General features: G+C 68.6%; 15 protein-coding genes, 1 tRNA gene and 1 pseudogene. 13 read left to right on the top strand and 4 right to left on the bottom strand.

Annotated elements, in window-relative coordinates; translation table 11 throughout:
- Positions 1 to 181 precede the first annotated feature (181 nt).
- The 4 genes from JOD60_RS14570 (at position 182) to JOD60_RS14555 (ending at position 3,497) form a co-directional block, all read left to right on the top strand.
- A complete protein-coding gene (locus JOD60_RS14570) occupies positions 182 to 736 on the top strand; it encodes a DUF7255 family protein (protein ID WP_420811362.1) in 555 nt (184 codons plus the stop codon).
- A 90-nt stretch (positions 737 to 826) separates the two neighbouring features.
- The gene (locus JOD60_RS14565; RefSeq protein ID WP_198159059.1) at positions 827 to 1,555 is read left to right on the top strand and encodes a hypothetical protein; all 729 of its coding nucleotides are present in this window, start codon (positions 827 to 829) and stop codon (positions 1,553 to 1,555) included.
- A 353-nt stretch (positions 1,556 to 1,908) separates the two neighbouring features.
- The gene (locus tag JOD60_RS14560; RefSeq protein WP_076691339.1) at positions 1,909 to 3,150 is read left to right on the top strand and encodes a Fic family protein; all 1,242 of its coding nucleotides are present in this window, start codon (positions 1,909 to 1,911) and stop codon (positions 3,148 to 3,150) included.
- 209 nt (positions 3,151 to 3,359) lie between these two features.
- Complete coding sequence (locus JOD60_RS14555; protein ID WP_157127958.1) at positions 3,360 to 3,497, top strand: hypothetical protein; 138 nt, start codon at positions 3,360 to 3,362, stop codon at positions 3,495 to 3,497.
- Here JOD60_RS14555 and JOD60_RS14550 read toward each other — a convergent pair.
- Positions 3,486 to 4,088 carry a hypothetical protein gene (locus tag JOD60_RS14550; protein ID WP_076691338.1) on the bottom strand — a complete coding sequence of 201 codons (603 nt, stop codon included), beginning with the start codon at positions 4,086 to 4,088 and terminating at the stop codon, positions 3,486 to 3,488. The genes JOD60_RS14555 and JOD60_RS14550 overlap by 12 nt on opposite strands.
- Before the next feature lie 51 nt (positions 4,089 to 4,139).
- Here JOD60_RS14550 and JOD60_RS14545 point away from each other — a divergent pair, with 51 nt between their 5' ends.
- A complete protein-coding gene (locus JOD60_RS14545; RefSeq protein ID WP_076690049.1) occupies positions 4,140 to 5,231 on the top strand; it encodes an IS630 family transposase in 1,092 nt (363 codons plus the stop codon).
- Positions 5,232 to 5,284: 53 nt separating this feature from the next.
- Positions 5,285 to 6,532: an IS701 family transposase gene (locus JOD60_RS14540; protein ID WP_157127903.1), complete on the top strand. Its 1,248-nt coding sequence runs from the start codon at positions 5,285 to 5,287 to the stop codon at positions 6,530 to 6,532.
- Positions 6,533 to 7,227: 695 nt separating this feature from the next.
- Here JOD60_RS14540 and JOD60_RS14535 read toward each other — a convergent pair.
- The 3 genes and pseudogenes from JOD60_RS14535 to JOD60_RS17360 all read right to left on the bottom strand — a co-directional run.
- Positions 7,228 to 7,300, bottom strand: a tRNA-Arg gene (locus tag JOD60_RS14535).
- Positions 7,301 to 7,316: 16 nt separating this feature from the next.
- The gene (locus JOD60_RS16830; RefSeq protein WP_232321627.1) at positions 7,317 to 7,541 is read right to left on the bottom strand and encodes a hypothetical protein; all 225 of its coding nucleotides are present in this window, start codon (positions 7,539 to 7,541) and stop codon (positions 7,317 to 7,319) included.
- 110 nt (positions 7,542 to 7,651) lie between these two features.
- Positions 7,652 to 8,077 (bottom strand): annotated as a pseudogene (locus JOD60_RS17360) (SGNH/GDSL hydrolase family protein); the annotation flags it as partial.
- A gap of 114 nt (positions 8,078 to 8,191) precedes the next feature.
- On the opposite strand from JOD60_RS17360, the gene JOD60_RS14525 reads away from it, so the two are divergent.
- From JOD60_RS14525 to thrB, 7 genes are all read left to right on the top strand, one after another.
- Positions 8,192 to 9,037, top strand: coding sequence for a transglutaminase-like domain-containing protein (locus JOD60_RS14525; RefSeq protein WP_076691337.1), 846 nt, complete (start codon positions 8,192 to 8,194; stop codon positions 9,035 to 9,037).
- A 40-nt stretch (positions 9,038 to 9,077) separates the two neighbouring features.
- The gene (gene argS, locus JOD60_RS14520) at positions 9,078 to 10,742 is read left to right on the top strand and encodes an arginine--tRNA ligase (protein WP_076691336.1); all 1,665 of its coding nucleotides are present in this window, start codon (positions 9,078 to 9,080) and stop codon (positions 10,740 to 10,742) included.
- Between the two features lie 5 nt (positions 10,743 to 10,747).
- On the top strand, positions 10,748 to 11,599 hold the full coding sequence (locus tag JOD60_RS14515; RefSeq protein WP_076692239.1) for an LmeA family phospholipid-binding protein: 852 nt from the start codon (positions 10,748 to 10,750) through the stop codon (positions 11,597 to 11,599).
- 128 nt (positions 11,600 to 11,727) lie between these two features.
- A complete protein-coding gene (gene lysA / locus JOD60_RS14510; protein WP_076692238.1) occupies positions 11,728 to 13,176 on the top strand; it encodes a diaminopimelate decarboxylase in 1,449 nt (482 codons plus the stop codon).
- Complete coding sequence (locus tag JOD60_RS14505; protein ID WP_076691335.1) at positions 13,173 to 14,501, top strand: homoserine dehydrogenase; 1,329 nt, start codon at positions 13,173 to 13,175, stop codon at positions 14,499 to 14,501. The genes lysA and JOD60_RS14505 overlap by 4 nt, the downstream gene beginning before the upstream one ends.
- 1 nt (position 14,502) lies before the next feature.
- Positions 14,503 to 15,573 carry a threonine synthase gene (thrC, locus tag JOD60_RS14500; RefSeq protein ID WP_076691334.1) on the top strand — a complete coding sequence of 357 codons (1,071 nt, stop codon included), beginning with the start codon at positions 14,503 to 14,505 and terminating at the stop codon, positions 15,571 to 15,573.
- Positions 15,570 to 16,499, top strand: coding sequence for a homoserine kinase (gene thrB / locus JOD60_RS14495; protein ID WP_076691333.1), 930 nt, complete (start codon positions 15,570 to 15,572; stop codon positions 16,497 to 16,499). Before thrC ends, thrB begins: the two co-directional genes overlap by 4 nt.
- Positions 16,500 to 16,545: the final 46 nt, after the last annotated feature.

Below are 16,545 nucleotides of genomic sequence, written 5' to 3'. Positions count from 1 at the left end.
GAGCGTAATCCTCTGCGCTCGGCTCGATAATCCTCTGGCCGTCGAACCAGGTGGTGCGCCGAACTGAAGTGGGCGGCGTCCCGGCAGCGGCCATACTGTTCCTCATGGTGAGGACGGGAGCTCGCGCGGCAGTGTTGCGATCGTTGCTATCCGCGGCGGGCATGGAGTTCGTCGACGGCACGTGCCCGTTGCGGATGGACGCTCTCCCCGCAGAGTACGGGAGGCGGTAAGCCAGCTCTACGAGGAACTGGGCGGGGTTCGTTCGGATCCTCGATTCGCGCCTGGCGGCTGGGACTTGATCACGAGGGACGGGTTGGCGGTGGAGCTCGACGAACAGTTCCACTTCACCCGATACCGGGCGATGACGTTGCGGATCAAGCGGCTCGGAGCCCTCCCTTGGGCTGGGCCATACTTCGACTACTGCGCACAGTTCGAGTCGGCTGCGGCTCGGGGCGGTGGGCGGTGGACGAGCCCGTCGACCGAGAAGATGTTCGGCGCTTCGGATCCCGTCGGCGTGTTCGGGAAGCGGGGGAGTGCGCGAGCGAAGCAGCGAGCGCTGTATGACGCGATGAAGGATTTCGCTGCGTCGGTCGGCGTGGTGCGGCTTGCGCGGATCTCGATCTATGACCGCGTCAATGGTGCGACAGTCGATGACGTCCTTTACGGGCGAGTTGCCGTGGATCCTCCGCAGGTACGGGCTTCGCTGGAGGCGCGGGCTTACCCGGCCGCGTCTTGACTTAACTGTCGGAACCAGCGCACCGCGCTGAAGTAGGGATAACAAGGTCTGATTGTTACGGAAAAGGCGCGCGCCTGGGATGCTGGTCGCGTGAGCGAGCACAAGAAGCTGGATCCCAGGGCGGTGGTGTCGTCCGGCCTGAGCCGCGCACTGCAAGCGCAACAACCAGTGGCCGTCGCTAACGTCGAACGCCTTCGTCGAGTTCACCCGGACAAGAGCCCAGCCGAACTCGTTGCATACCTCGACAAGTGGTACATCGCGACGGTGGCGGGTACGGGGGCCGGCGCTGGGATGGCGGCTGTTGTTCCTAACGGGTTTGTCCAGGTTCCGGCAGCATTGGTCGACCTTGCCGCATACCTCGAAGCGTCGGTGCTCTACACGCTCTCAGTTGCCGAAGTCCACGGCCTGCACCTCGAGGACGCCGAACGTCGCCGTCTACTCGTCACCGCCGTCCTCGTCGGGAACTCCGCATCGACGCAGGTCCTGGAAAAAGTGATCGGTCGCTCTGTTCCGTACTGGGGGCGGAAAATCGTGGAGGCGATCCCCATGGAAGCGATCAAGCGGGTGAATCATGTGCTTGGGCCCCGGTTCGTCACTAAGTGGGGCGCGAAGACGGGAGTGCTTGTACTCGGCAAGCAGATCCCCTTCATGATCGGTGCCGCCATCGGTGGTGGCGGTAACGGGTTGCTCGGTTGGTTTCTCGTGAAGTCCGGCCGAAAGATCCTTGGCCCCCTTCCGAATGAGTGGGATAGAAAAGCGCCCGGGGCGGCCGCGGGTGACCTGCTTGGATTAGCAGTTCCAGGGCCCGACCCCGACTGATGCGACCGCGCGGGGTGGCCTGTACCGCAGCCCGTTCTGCTCGCCACCACATTGACCTCGGCCGGAGAGGACGTGGGGCTGGCTCTTGACGGCTGGAGAAGGGCTGGAGAAGACCGTCCACGCGGGCGCGCGAGAGCGCGAAACTGACCCAACGTGGAAGCTCGTTGGGCTGGCGTAGCTAGAGTTGGGCAGGACGGACAATGTCGCATCTAGTGGCGGTGCTGCACAGCCTCGCGCCCGGCACCGCGGTCTCGTTTAATCGGTACTTGTTGGCCGTCGAACGGCGCGCGAATCTGTTTGTTATGAGTCGTATTACCAACACTTGTTAAGCTAAATGTTGGTAAGATTTACCCATGTCCACACGTGCGGCTCCCACGCAGATCCCGATCGACCCGGTCTCCTACGAGACGCTCGACTGGAAGCCGCGCACGCCGGAGCTGTACTCTCGCGCCGAGCTGCAGCGCCAGACCGGCCCCTACGATGCTGCGATTACGCCGCAGATCGCAGCCTGGTCCCCGGTTGTGTCGGCGGAAGACGCCGCCGACGTTGAGGACGCCACCCGCCAGCTGGTCGAGTTCGACCAGCACGCACAGAAGAAGCTCGGCACTGACAACCCCGCGCTCGGACCGATGACTGCGATCCTGCTGCGCACGGAGTCCGCGTCGTCCTCACAAATCGAGCAGCTGACGACGTCGGCCAAGCAACTCGCCCTCGCGGAGATCGACGAGGGCGACAAGCGGAACGCGCTCACCGTCGTCGGCAACGTGCGCGCCATGGAAGCAGCGCTCGCTCTGGCCGACGACATCAGCGAGGACTCCATCCTTGCCATGCACAGGGCGCTGATGCTCCACCAGACTGGCTTCCCGCCCGAGGACGCCGGCCGGTACCGCCAGGAACAGGTGTGGATCGGTCGAGGTGAAGCCGGCCCCCGCCTGGCCGACTTCGTCGCCCCGCATCATAACCGGATCTCCGGTGCGATCGAGGACCTCGTCGACTTCGTCAAGCGACAGGATGTCCCCGTGCTCGTCCAGGTCGCCGTCGCCCACGCTCAATTCGAGACGATCCACCCGTTCCCGGACGGCAATGGCCGGACCGGCCGCGCGCTGGCACAGTCGATTCTTCGCAACAAGGGCGTGGTCGGCTCGACCGCGGTGCCGATCTCGGCCGGCCTCCTTGTGGACGTCCACCGCTATTTCGACGCGCTCAGCTCCTTCAGGGAGGGTGACGCTGGCCCTATAATCCGCGACTTCGCGAACGCGAGCCGGATCGCGGCGACCACGGGAACACAGCTCGTCGATGATCTCGTCGAGCAGCTCGACGAGTCGCGCGAGAAGATGACCGGCATCCGTGCGGATGCCGCGGCGTGGAAAATTCTGCCCACTCTCGTCGGCCAACCTGCGGTGAACGTGAGGTACCTGAAGAGCGCGCTCGGCCTCGGCGAGATGGCCGCGCTGCGCGCGCTGGACGCGCTGACGGAGCGGGACGTGCTCACCGAGACCACGGGGAAGAGCCGTGGCCGCGTCTGGCAGCACCGCGCCATCTTCGAGGTCCTTGACTCGTACGCCTCGGTGATCCGCCGGATGTCGGCGCGCTGACCTGAAGCCGGCTCACTCAAGGGCGGTTTGGGCAGGTCTACCCCGCGCATAGGGCGGGAGCCGGCCCGAGCCCGCTCTGACGTTCGTCGCGAGGCAACCGCAGTGCCGAAGCCTATCCCCGGCGGTGGGCAAGAAGCGCCGCGGCGCTCCACCGCACTGGACGCCATAGCCGCTGACGCGATTCTCTTCGTTTCCCGGTCGTCGTCTTCTTGATCGTCGTCGTCATCGTCATGACGATCATCAACAGCGACGTCGTCGACGTCGTCGTCGCGGTCTTCGTGATGGTCGTCGCCGCGACGGCGGCGGCGCCATCCTCCGAGCCATCACCCTCTGGCTCAAACGGTTAGGAGACACGCCCTAGTCGCTCGGACGAGATCGTGGCTGAACTGTAGCGGGACCTTCGTCGCCGGGGTGTACCGGAGGAGTTCGCACATCGCTGTGGCGCCCAGCAGTTCGACGTCCACGGTGCCGCCTGTGGGTAGTAGCGGCTCCACTGCGCCCTTTAGCAGTCCAGCCTTGTTCGCTTGGTCGTGAGAGCTCTTGAGGATGTCTTCAGCACCCTTGGTGGCGTACAGGAAGTGAACGTGCACCACCGGGGACTTCGCGAGCAGATGAGTGTAGACCGATCGATAGATTCGCGTTCGCTCGAGCAGTGTGGTCTCATACACAGCCTCGAGCGACTTCTCATCCGCGGTCCTCGGCAGAAGCTGTGTAAGGGAATCCCGAGCGCGAGTGATGGGATCGCTCTTCCAACTGGGACTCCATTTCGACTGGATCACGAAGACGTCGAGTCGAGGCCCCTGCGCGATCGCATTGACGGCGCTCGCCTGGCCAGCAACGACAGGGCTGTCTATATCGAGAATTTCGTTCTCGTTGAGAACTACGTAGAAGCTATCGATGCCACCGTCCTTCGCCTTCTTTACGACCCCCTTCGCCACGTCACTAGTGTGTTGCACCGCTAATTCATTTCTAGTTTTGTAGAATGGAGTATGTCGCGACGAGGACCTGTGCTTCCCGAGCTGACCCTCTCGGATGTGGAGCGTGATCAGCTGGAGCGGTGGGTGCGTCGCCGCAAGTCGGCGCAGGATCTCGCTCTGCGTTCGAGGATCGTGCTGGAATGCGCGACGGGCAGCTCCAACTCCGAGGTATCCAGGCGGCTGTTGGTGTCATTGCCCACGGTGCGCAAGTGGCGGACCCGGTTCCTTGAGCAGCGTCTCGATGGGCTCGTCGACGAGCCGCGGCCGGGACGGCCGCCGCTGATCGGAGTGGACCGGGTTGAGCAGGTCATCGTCGACACTCTGGAATCGACCCCGAAGAATGCGACGCACTGGTCGAGGGCGAAGATGGCCGAACGTTCCGGGCTGTCGCGCTCGACGGTGGGGCGGATCTGGAAGGCATTCGGACTCAAGCCCCATCTGGAGGAGGGTTTCAAGCTCTCCAACGACCCATTGTTCACGGAGAAGGTCTACGACATCGTCGGGCTCTACCTGAACCCGCCGGAGTCTGCCGTCGTGCTCAGCGTCGACGAGAAGAGCCAGGTGCAGGCGTTGGCCCGCTCGCAGCCCGCGTTCCCGCTGATGCCGGGCGTCCCCGAGCGGCGCACGCACGACTATGTCCGGCATGGCACGACGAGCCTGTTCGCCGCGATGAACGTCGCCGACGGCACGGTGATCTCCTCGGTGCATCGCAAGCACCGCTCGGTTGAGTTCAAGAAGTTCCTGACCAAGATCGACAAGAACGTTCCCGAACACCTCGACGTGCACGTCGTCTGCGACAACTACTCCACGCACAAACATCCGACTGTGAAGGCGTGGCTGGAGAAGCATCCCCGGTTCCACATGCACTTCACCCCGACGTACTCCTCCTGGATCAACCAGGTCGAGCGGCTCTTCGCCGAAGTCACCCGCGACCTGTTGCAACGCTCCGACCACCGCAACGTTCAGTCCCTGGAGAGAGACCTCCGCGACTGGGTGAAAGCCTGGAACGAGAACCCGAAACCATTCATCTGGACCAAGACCGCCGAAGACATCCTCGACTCCATCGCCCGATACCTGAAACGAATTAACGGATCAGGACACTAGTAGTACTTGGTTAGGTTCTTGTTAATGGTCGTGATGACTGTTAACCTCGCGGCGTGCGGGCGGATGAGATCGAGCGGGTGCGGGCCGAGTTGGACGGGTTCGTCGGGGAGGTGTTCGCGTCGCTTGCGCGGAAGGATCAGCGGGCCAAGGGCGGCTGGTATCTGCGGGGGCTGATGCTGGAGGGGCGCCGCAAGTCGATGCAGCCGATGGGGGATCGGCTCGGGATCGACTATCAGCAGCTGCAGCAGTTCGTGTCCTCGTCGCCGTGGCCGGTGGAACCGGTGCGCCGGCAGCTCGCGCGGAAGGCGGTGGGGCTGATCGGGCCGGAGGCGTGGGTGGTCGATGACACCGGGTTCGTCAAGGACGGCCCGGCATCCCCGGGGGTCGCCAGGCAGTACTCGGGCACGCTCGGGAAGGTCGGGAACGTGCAGATCGGCGTCACCGTGCACGCCGTGACGGACACTGCGTCGTGCCCGTTGGACTGGCGACTGTTCCTCCCCGAGGCGTGGGACGACACCTGTTCGGAGAGCAACGAACACGCCGAGCTGGTCGCTGCCCGACGGGTCAAGGCGCAGATCCCGGACACGGTCCGGCACCGCGCGAAGTGGGAGCTTGCGTTGGAGATGATCGACGAGCTTCGCGCCTGGGGCCTTGTCCCGCCGGTGATGGTCGGTGATGCCGGCTACGGGGAGATCGGGTACTTCCGCACCGGCCTGACCGAGCGAGAGATCCCCTACGTGGTGCAGGTGAAGTCATCCACCAGCCTGCACGACGCCCAGGCCCGGTTCGAGATACCCACCCCGACAGGGAAGCCGGGGCGACCGTTCACGCAGGCGAGTTACCAGGGCACGCCGGTGCAAGCGAAGACCTACGCCCAGGCGCTGCCAGCCAGCGCGTTCGCGGAGGTGTCCTGGCGGCAAGGCTCCAAGGGGATCATGACCAGCCGATTCACCGCAGCCCGCGTGCGTCCCGCGAACCGGAACCTGCCCAAGAATCCGGACGGGTCGCTGCCCGACTGCTGGCTCCTCGTCGAATGGCCCGAAGACGCCACCGAGCCCACCGACTACTGGCTATCCACTCTCGCCGAGGACACGCCGATCGCCGAGCTGGTCCGGCTTGGGAAGATCCGCTGGCGCATCGAGCACGACTACCGCGAACTCAAACACGGCCTCGGCCTGGACCACTTCGAAGGCCGCACCTGGCTGGGCTGGCACCACCACGTCACCCTCGTGACCGCGGCGCACCTCTTCGTCACGACACAGCGCCTCACCACAGCCCCAAAAGCGGCCGGGGCAGCCTGACCTTCTACGAGACCCTCCGCGAACTCCAGACCGCGGTCATCCGTCTCATGTCATGTTGCCCCTACTGCCGAAGAGCCGGACCAACCTAACCAAGTACTACTAGTCGAGGGCGAGTATTCCTTGAGGATCTGAGTGGATGCGAAGTACTCGTAGGCATCCCCATCCGCCATTCCTGGGTAGTTCGCTGCGCGCCACTCCATGAACGCGGCTTCGAGCACATCCTGATCTGGCGTGTTGGGCATGCCACCGAGTGAATCACAGTGGCGAACGGGCCGCGTCGTGATGTTCGACCCGGTCGACGTGACCGTGTTCGGCAAGCTCGCCCGCAACCTCCAGCGCACGCTCGCGGGTCACCCGCATCCCGGAGTCGCAGTGTGAGCGCCGCGTAGTCAGGATGGCGGAACCGGTGCACTTACGCGTCGCGTCCTTGGTTTACGCTCCTGAATCATCCGCGCAACACAACGCTCGAACACGAAAGTTCAGCTCGACCCTCCCCGCGCTGGCGAACCCAGTTCGGCCCGCCGCCCCTCTCTCGTCTTCGGACGGGAGGGGGCGTCTTTGTCGTTGTCAGCCGCCGCGCACGCCGGGGATCGTGTCGCCCATCCAGGGGCGCAGCGCGGCAGTGAGACGTGATGGGATGCAGTGACGTCTACACCAAAGGGGACCCGGTTGCCCGAGTCCCCTTACGGTTGTTGTGCCCCCGACAGGAATCGAACCTGCGACCTTTGGTACCGGAAACCAACGCTCTATCCCCTGAGCTACGGAGGCGTACCGATCGAGGTTATCACCGAGTGAGCGCGCCGACCGCCGCCGCGAGCCGCTCCGCCAGGTACCGGTGGCCCAGCGTGGTCGGGTGGTAGCGCCCGATGCCGGTGTCGATGACGGCGGCGTAGTTGTCGGTGGTGATCCAGTCCTGCATGAGGGGGGAGATGTACCACCAGCCGCGCGCGGCGGCGGCCGCCGCGAGGTCGCGGTCGATGCGCGCCGTCGCCGCTTCGACCGGAAGCACCTGCGGCGCGGGGCCGAGGATGACGATCTGCGCCCGCGGGTAGGTGGCTCTGCCAGGTCATCCCACGCCGCATCCACCGCGGCGCGGTAGGCGTCGGCGGGGAGCTTCCGGTCGTTGATCGAGCCCTGCACGATGACGAGGTCGGGGTCCAGCGCCGGGTCGAGCGCCGCGATGCGGGTGCCGAAGTCGGGACCGTCGATGCCGGGCTTCAGGTATCCCGAGCCGCGGACGCCGTCGACGATGGTCGTCCACCCGGCCAGCTGTGCCACGACGTAGGCGTAGCCGAGCGTCGGCGCGGCCGCCGCCGAGCCGTATGTCCACGAGTCGCCGAAGATCAGCACGGTCGGGTTCTCGGGCAGCTCCAGGGCGGCGGGTGTGAGCGGGACGGCGCCGTCGCCCGCGCCGGCCGCGACGGTGGCGGCGGGCGTCGCCCACGGGCGCCAGAACCCGACCACGACGATCGCCGCGACGAGGCCCGCGACCAGCACCGTGAGCCCCGCCGAGACGCGCGAGCGAGGCGTGCGGACGGCGAGCATGCGCCTACGGTAAGTCACGTTCCGGACAAACCGGAAACCCCGCCGCCGCGGGCGGTCGCACCGGCATCCACACACGTGTGCGGCGCACCGTCGCGAGCGTGCGAGGATACTCCGGTGCAACGCCTCGTGACCGCTGAACTCGACCTGGAACTGGGGTCCTCCGTCGACCTGATCTTCCAGATCGCCGCCGCCCAGCCGGCACCGGTCATCCGCGAGGAGCTGACCTTCACGCAGGGCGATCGCGTGTACACGCCGAGCGAGATCGTCGACCAGTCCGGCAGCCGCCTGCACCGTCTGCAGGGCGACGCGGGACGCCTCGAGGTGCGCTACGAAGCGCTCATCGACGGGCACGTCTCCCCACGCGCCACGAGCGACCTCGAAGCCATCACCTACCTGCGCCCGAGCCGCTACTGCCAGTCCGACGAGGTCTTCTCGCAGGCGCGACGCCAGTTCCGCGGGCTGCGGGGCATGGATCTGATCAACGCGGTGAGCGAGTTCGTCGCCTCCAGCACCACGTATACGCCCGGGCTCAGCCAGGGCACCGACTCGGCCGTGACGACCCTCATGACGGGTCAAGGGGTGTGCCGCGACTACGCGCACGTCGTGATCGCGCTGCTGCGGGCAATGGACATGCCCGCGCGCTATGCCGCGTGCTTCGCGCCGGGGCTGCGCCCGATGGACTTCCATGCCGTCGCCGAGGCCTACCTCGACGGCAGCTGGTACGTCATCGACGCCACGCGGCTCAGCAACCGACGCTCTCTCGTGCGGATCGCGACGGGGAGGGACGCCGCTGACTGCGCGTTCCTCAGCTATCACGGCGGCTATGTGGGCCTCGAGCGCATGCGGGTCGATGCCTGCACCGTGCCGGACGACGCGTCGGATGTGGCGGCGCAGGATGCCGCGGCCGCGGCATCCGACCCCGCCCTCGACGACGCCGCCGAGCTCGTCATCCTCGGCTGAGGACGGCTCTCGGAGACCGCGCTCGTAGACTGGTCGGGCCATGAATCCTGATGCCCTCTCCGCAGCCCTCCTCGCCGTCATCGCCCCGCTCGCCGAGGCGCGACGACCCGGTGCCGCCGCGGACCTGACCGTCGCCGACCTGCCGCTGGAGCGCCCGCGCAACCGCGACCACGGCGACTGGGCCTCGAACGCCGCCCTCAAGCTCGGCAAGGCGGTGGGGGCGAACCCGCGCGAGTTCGCGCAGGAGATCGCGACGGCGCTGGCGGATGCCGAGGGCATCGCGAGCGTCGAGGTCGCGGGCCCCGGCTTCATCAACATCCGCCTCGAGGCCGGCGCCGCCGGCGCCCTCGCGAAGACGATCGTCGAGGCGGGTGCCGCGTTCGGCACCAACACGTCCCGCGCCGACGAGATCATCAACCTCGAGTTCGTGAGCGCCAACCCCACCGGACCGATCCACCTCGGCGGTACGCGGTGGGCCGCCGTCGGCGACGCCCTCGCCCGCATCCTCGCCAGCCAGGGCGCGCAGGTGACGCGCGAGTATTACTTCAACGACCACGGTGCGCAGATCGACCGCTTCGCGCGCAGCCTCGTCGCCGCCCACGAGGGCCGCCCGACGCCCGAGGACGGCTATGGCGGCGGCTACATCGACGACATCGCCCGCCGCGTCGCGCTCGCATACCAGGGCGACATCGACGAACTCGAGCCCGCGGCCAAGCAGGAGGCGTTCCGCGAGATCGGCGTCGGCCTGATGTTCGACGAGATCAAGAAGTCGCTGCACGACTTCGGTGTCGACTTCGACGTGTACTTCCACGAGAACCACCTGCACGAGACGGGCGCCGTCGAGCGAGCCGTCGCGCGCCTGCGGGAGCTCGGCCACATCTACGAGGCCGACGGTGCCACCTGGTTGCGCTCGACCGAGTTCGGCGACGACAAGGACCGCGTCGTCATCAAGAGCGACGGCAACCCGGCCTACATCTCCGGCGACCTCGCGTACTACCTCGACAAGCGCGAGCGCGGCTTCAACCGGTGCATCATCATGCTCGGCGCGGACCATCACGGCTACGTGCAGCGCCTCATGGCGATGACGGCGGCGTTCGGCGACGAGCCCTACGTCAACCTGCAGATCCTCATCGGCCAGATGGTGAACCTCGTCAAGGACGGCCAGCCCGTGCGGATGTCCAAGCGCGCCGGCACCGTCGTGACCCTCGAAGACCTCGTGGAGATCGTGGGGACGGATGCCGCGCGCTACGCGCTCACCCGCAGCTCCGCCGACTCGAACCTCGACGTCGACCTCGACGTGCTGCAGAAGCGGACGAACGACAACCCCGTCTTCTACGTGCAGTACGCCCATGCCCGCACCCACAACGTCGCCCGCAACGCGGCGAGCCTGGGCGTGACCCGTGACGCCTTCGTGCCCGAGCTCCTCGACCACGAGACCGAGTCGGCGCTCCTCGGCGCCCTGCAGGAGTTCCCGCGCGTCGTGGCCTACGCCGCCGAGGTGCGCGAGCCGCACCGCGTCGCGCGCTACCTCGAGGAACTCGCCGGCCTCTACCACCGCTGGTACGACAACTGCCGCGTCACCCCTCTCGGCGACGAGGAGGTCACCGACCTGCACCGCACCCGCCTATGGCTCAACGACGCCACCGGTCAGGTGCTGCGCAACGGCCTGACCCTCCTCGGCGTGAGTGCCCCCGAGCGCATGTGACCGACATGAGCGACGAGCACCCGACCCAGCCGCTGCCCGACCCCCGGGCGCAGTGGGTGCTGTCGACGGATGCCGGGGCGCCGGCATCCGCGCCCGGCGCCCCGACCCGGCGTCGACGCTGGCCCTGGCTCGTCGCCCTCCTCGCCGTCGCCGCGCTCGTCGTCGGCGCCTGGTTCGCGGGGGAGTACATCGCCCGCGGCATCGTGGAACGGACGATCCGCGACCAGCTGATCACCCACCTCGATCTGCCCGCCGATCAGCAGATCGACGTCGACATCCCCGGTCAGATCCTGCCTCAGCTGATCTCGGGGCGCCTGGACTCGGTCACCGTCTCGAGCGCCGACGTGCCGTTCGGGGGTCTCAGCGGCGACGTCGTGGTGCGCGCCACCGGCATCCCGATCCGCGGTGACGCCCCTGCCGAGTCCGGCTCTGCCACGGTCACCCTCGACGAGGCGGAGGTGCGCACGCTGCTGGCGAGCGTGGACGGCTTCCCCTCCGAGACGGTGACGCTCGCCGAACCCGATGTCGTGATGACGACGGAGCTGCAGCTGTTCGCCCTGACGGTCCCGGTCGGCGTGAGCCTCACCCCGAGCGCCTCCGCGGGAGACCTCGTCCTCACTCCGCGGACCTTCCGGGTGGCGGATGCCGAGATCTCCGCCGACGCCCTCGTCGCCCAGTTCGGCGCCATCGCGACGACGATCGTGCGGGATTGGGACGTCTGCATCGCGCAGTACCTGCCCGCCGGGCTGACGCTCACCTCCGTGCAGGTCGTCGGGCAGGAGGTCGTCGCCGACTTCGACATCGACGGCGCGATCATCACCGACCCTGCGCTGCAGCAGAACGGCACATGCGCCTGAGCGCGAGCCCGTCGACACATGCGCGGAGCCGCATGAGCCGGTGCCCTAGACTTCAAGGACCGCCGTCCAGGACCGCCGAGCGTGACGTGACCGCCGGCGACCAGCTTCCCACCCGATTGGTTGTCCCCGTGTCCGCCGCATCCGACCGCCCGCTCGTGCCGGAGTGGCTCTCCTCTCCGGAGGACGTGAACGCCCTCGTCGACGAGGTCTGGCCGGCGTCCGCGCAGCGCGACGAGCACGGTGAGCTCCGGCTCGCGGGCGTGGCGGTCAGCGATCTGCGGGAGCAGTTCGGCACGCCCCTGTATGTGCTCGACGAGGATGCCGTGCGCGCCCGCGCCCGCGAGGTGCGCGAGGCGTTCACCGCGGCGACGGCGCGGCACGGTGTGCAGGCGCGCGTCTACTACGCCGGCAAGGCGTTCCTGTCGACCGAGGTCGTGCGTTGGGTGAGTGCCGAGGGCCTGGCCGTCGACGTCGCGACGGGGGGAGAGCTCGCCGTGGCGCTCGCCGGTGGCGCGGACCCCGCCCGCATCGGCGTGCACGGCAACAACAAGTCCACCCGCGAGCTCGAGCGCGCGGTCGAGGTCGGCGTCGGGTCGATCGTGATCGACTCGCCGATCGAGCTGGAGCGCCTCGCCGCGATCGTCGAGCGCATGCCCCGCGCCGACGGCGCGCCGCAGAGCGTGCTCGTGCGCGTCAACAGCGGCGTCCACGCCGAGACGCACGACTTCCTCGCGACCGCCCACGAGGATCAGAAGTTCGGCTTCGCCCTCGAGGACGCGCCCGCGATCGTCGCGCGCATCCGGGAGCTGCCGGGCCTGAGCTTCGCCGGCCTGCACTGCCACATCGGCTCGCAGATCTTCGGCACGCGCGGCTTCGAGGAGTCCGCCGCGCGCGTCGTCGAACTGCACGCGCAGCTTCTCGCCGGCGGCGAGATCCCGGTGCTGAATCTCGGCGGCGGATTCGGCATCGCCTACACGTCGGTCGACACCCCGACCCCGATCGCGCAGCTGGCCGACGGCATCGTCGACGCCGTCGCGCGCGAGTGCGAGGTCCGCGGCATCCCCCTGCCGAACCTCGCCTTCGAGCCGGGGCGCGCCATCGTCGGCCGCGCCGGCGTCACCCTGTACGAGGTCGGCACCGTCAAGCCCGTCCGGGTCAGCGACGCCCTCGAGCGGCTGTACGTCAGCGTCGACGGGGGCATGAGCGACAACGCCCGCCCCGCGCTGTACGGCGCGCAGTACTCCGCACGCATCGCGTCGCGCACCTCGGATGCCGCGCCCGCCCTCGCTCGCGTCGTGGGTCGTCACTGCGAGTCGGGCGACATCGTCGTCGACGCGGAGTACCTGCCCGCCGACGTCACCCCCGGAGATCTGCTGGCGGTGCCCGCGACCGGCGCATACTGCTTCTCGCTCGCGAGCAACTACAACTACGTGCCCCGCCCGCCCGTCGTCGCCGTCTCCGGCGGCCGGGCGCGGGTGATCGTGCGCGGCGAGACCGTCGACGACCTGCTCGCGCGGGACGCGGGCTGGTCCCCGGCATCCGCGTCGAACGTGACCGTATGGGAGGACTCCGAGTGACCGACTACCGCCGTCTGCGCGTGGCTCTGCTGGGTGCGGGAGCCGTGGGCTCCCAGGTCGCGGGGCTGCTGCGCAAGCACGGGGATGAGCTCGCCGACCGCGCCGGCGCCGCGCTCGACCTCGTCGGCATCGCGGTGCGCAACCCCGACGCCCCCCGCGACGTCGACCTGCCGCGCGAGCTGTTCACGACCGACTCCGAGCAGCTGATCGTCGGCGCCGACATCGTCATCGAACTCATGGGCGGCATCGAGCCGGCCCGCACCGACATCCTGCTCGCGCTGAACTCCGGCGCCGACGTCGTCACCGCCAACAAAGCGCTGCTGGCCACGCACGGCCCGGAGATCTTCGACGCCGCCGACCAGGTCGGTGCCTCGGTGTACTACGAGGCCGCCGCCGCCGGCGCGATCCCGATCATCCGGCCGCTGCGCGACTCGCTCGCGGGCGACCGCGTGCAGCGGATCATGGGCATCGTCAACGGGACGACCAATTACATCCTCGACCGGATGGACCGCGAGGGCAGCGACTTCGCCGACGTGCTGGCCGACGCGCAGGCGCTCGGCTACGCCGAGGCCGATCCGACCGCCGACGTCGAGGGATACGACGCCGCGCAGAAGGCCGCGCTCCTCGCCTCCCTCGCCTTCCACACAGCCGTGCCGCTGGACGCCGTGCATCGCGAGGGCATCACGCAGATCGACGCGCAGATGATGGATGCCGCGCGCCACGCCGGCTACGTCATCAAGCTGCTCGCGGTGTGCGAGCGCCTCACCGGGCCGGGCGTCGACTCGCCCACCGGCGAGGCGATCTCGGTGCGCGTCTACCCCGCGCTGATCCCGCGCGAGCACCCGCTGGCGAGCGTCCACGGCGCGAACAACGCCGTCTTCGTGCAGGCCGAGGCCGCCGGCAACCTCATGTTCTACGGCGCCGGCGCCGGCGGCGTGCAGACCGCCTCGGCAGTGCTGGGAGACGTCGTCTCGGCGGCGCGCCGGCACATCGCCGGCGGCGTCGGGGTGGGGGAGTCCACCCGGGCGAACCTGCCGGTGCTGCCGATCGGCCGCGTCACGACGCGCTATCAGATCACGCTCGAGGTCACCGACACCCCCGGCGTGCTCGCGACGGTCGCCGGCATCCTCAGCGACGGGCGCGTCTCGATCGCGACTGTCGAGCAGACGGTGCTGCGGAACGCGAACGGCGAGCCCGGAACCGCGCGGCTCGTCATCGGCACCCACACGGCGCTCGAGCAGGATCTCAGCGAGACCGTCGACCGCCTCGCCGCCAGCGGCGTGGTCGGACGTGTCGAATCGGTATTGCGAGTAGAAGGAGACTGACATGGTCCACGTCTGGCAGGGAGTCCTGCGCGAATTCGCCGACCGGCTGGGCGTCACCGACGCCTCGACCGTCGTCACGCTCGGCGAGGGTGGCACGCCGCTCATTCCCGCCGCGGCCCTCTCGCAGCGCACCGGCGCGGAGGTCTACGTCAAGTTCGAGGGCATGAACCCGACCGGCTCCTTCAAGGACCGCGGCATGACCGTCGCGCTCTCGCGAGCCGTCGAGCACGGCGCGAAGGCCGTCATCTGCGCGTCGACGGGCAACACGTCGGCATCCGCCGCCGCCTATGCCGCGCACGCCGGCATCACCGCCGCCGTCCTCGTCCCCGAGGGCAAGATCGCGATGGGCAAGCTCAGCCAGGCCGTCATCCACGGCGGCCGGCTCATCCAGGTGCGCGGCAACTTCGACGACTGCCTCGAGATCGCCCGGGAGCTCGCGGACAACTACCCGGTGCACCTCGTGAACTCGGTCAACCCCGACCGCATCGACGGGCAGAAGACCGCCGCCTACGAGGTCGTCTCGCAGCTCGGCGACGCGCCGGACTTCCACTTCATCCCGGTCGGCAACGCCGGTAACTACACCGCCTACGCCCGGGGCTACCGCGAAGAGGCCGCCCGCGGCGTCGCGACGAAGGTGCCGCGCATGTTCGGCTTCCAGGCGGAGGGGTCGGCACCGCTCGTGCGCGGCGAGGTCGTCAAGAGCCCCGAGACGGTCGCCTCGGCGATCCGCATCGGCAACCCCGCCTCGTGGGAGCTGGCCCTGGAGGCGCGCGACGCCACCGACGGCTGGTTCGGCGCGATCGACGACGACCGGATCCTCGCGGCGCAGAAGCTGCTCGCCGCGACCGCCGGCGTCTTCGTCGAGCCGGCGTCGGCGATCAGCGTCGCGGGCCTGCTCGACCGGGCCGAAGCGGGACTCGTTCCCGCCGGCGCGAAGGTCGTGCTCACGGTCACCGGCCACGGCCTCAAGGACCCGCAGTGGGCGCTGCGCAACGCCGACGGCAGCGAGATCGCCCCCACCGTCGTGGACGCGTCGACCAGCGAGGTCGCCGCGGTGCTCGACCTGGCATGAGCGAGCGGAGCGTCGCGGTCCGGGTTCCCGCCACGAGCGCGAACCTCGGCCCCGGCTTCGACACCCTGGGCCTCGCGCTGAGCGTGTACGACGAGCTCGTCGTCACGGCTCTGCCCGAACCCGGGCTCGAGATCGTGGTGAGCGGCGAGGGTGCGGCGGATGTCCCCACCGACGCATCGCACCTCGTCGTGCGGGCGATGGCGTACGCATTCGAGGCGTGCGGGCGGTCGCTTCCCGGCATCCGTCTCGTCGCGCACAACACGATTCCGCACGGACGCGGCATGGGCTCGTCCGGTGCGGCCGTCGTCGCGGGGCTCCTCGCGGCCAAGGGGCTGCTGGCCGGCGACGTCGAACTCGGCGACGACACCCTGCTGCGCCTGGCCACCGAGCTGGAGGGCCACCCCGACAACGTCGCGCCGGCCCTGTTCGGCGGCCTGACGATCGCGTGGATGGACGAGGGCGGTCCGCAGCACAAGAAGCTCCTCGTGCATCGCGGCGTCTCGCCGCTGGTGTTCGTGCCCGACTTCACGATGTCGACGTCGGTCGCGCGCGGCCTCGCGCCGTTGCAGGTGACGCGAGAGGATGCCGTCTTCAACGTCTCCCGCTCGGCGCTGCTGATCGCGGCGCTCACACAGAGCCCCGAACTGCTGCTGGCGGCCACGGAGGACAAGCTGCACCAGTCCTACCGGGCGCAGGCGATGCCGGCGACCGATCAGCTCGTGCGCGCGCTGCGCGCGCAGGGCTTCGCCGCCGTCGTCTCCGGCGCCGGGCCGAGCGTGCTCGTGCTCGCCGACGGACCCGGGCAGCGCCTGGCCGCGGCCGAGCTCGCCGCCACCGTCACCGACACCCCGTGGGAGCCGCTCATGCTGGCCGTCGACGTCAAGGGTGGTACAGTGAGGGACTATACGGAGGGTGCCACGGCGTGACCGTGAATCTGGCCTCCGTCGCAATTCTGCGAACCCCCGCATAACC

This window comes from Microbacterium aurum, assembly GCF_016907815.1.
Lineage (GTDB): Bacteria > Actinomycetota > Actinomycetes > Actinomycetales > Microbacteriaceae > Microbacterium > Microbacterium aurum.
This window is presented reverse-complemented; position numbering and strand designations above follow the sequence as displayed.

Bases quoted from the DNA above. Each gene is read 5' to 3' on its own strand.
- argS (WP_076691336.1), top strand. From the start codon at position 9,078: ATGAATCCTGATGCCCTCTCCGCAGCCCTCCTCGCCGTCATCGCCCCG.
- thrC (WP_076691334.1), top strand. From the start codon at position 14,503: ATGGTCCACGTCTGGCAGGGAGTCCTGCGCGAATTCGCCGACCGGCTG.
- JOD60_RS14515 (WP_076692239.1), top strand. From the start codon at position 10,748: ATGAGCGACGAGCACCCGACCCAGCCGCTGCCCGACCCCCGGGCGCAG.
- JOD60_RS14560 (WP_076691339.1), top strand. From the start codon at position 1,909: ATGTCCACACGTGCGGCTCCCACGCAGATCCCGATCGACCCGGTCTCC.
- thrB (WP_076691333.1), top strand. From the start codon at position 15,570: ATGAGCGAGCGGAGCGTCGCGGTCCGGGTTCCCGCCACGAGCGCGAAC.
- JOD60_RS14545 (WP_076690049.1), top strand. From the start codon at position 4,140: ATGTCGCGACGAGGACCTGTGCTTCCCGAGCTGACCCTCTCGGATGTG.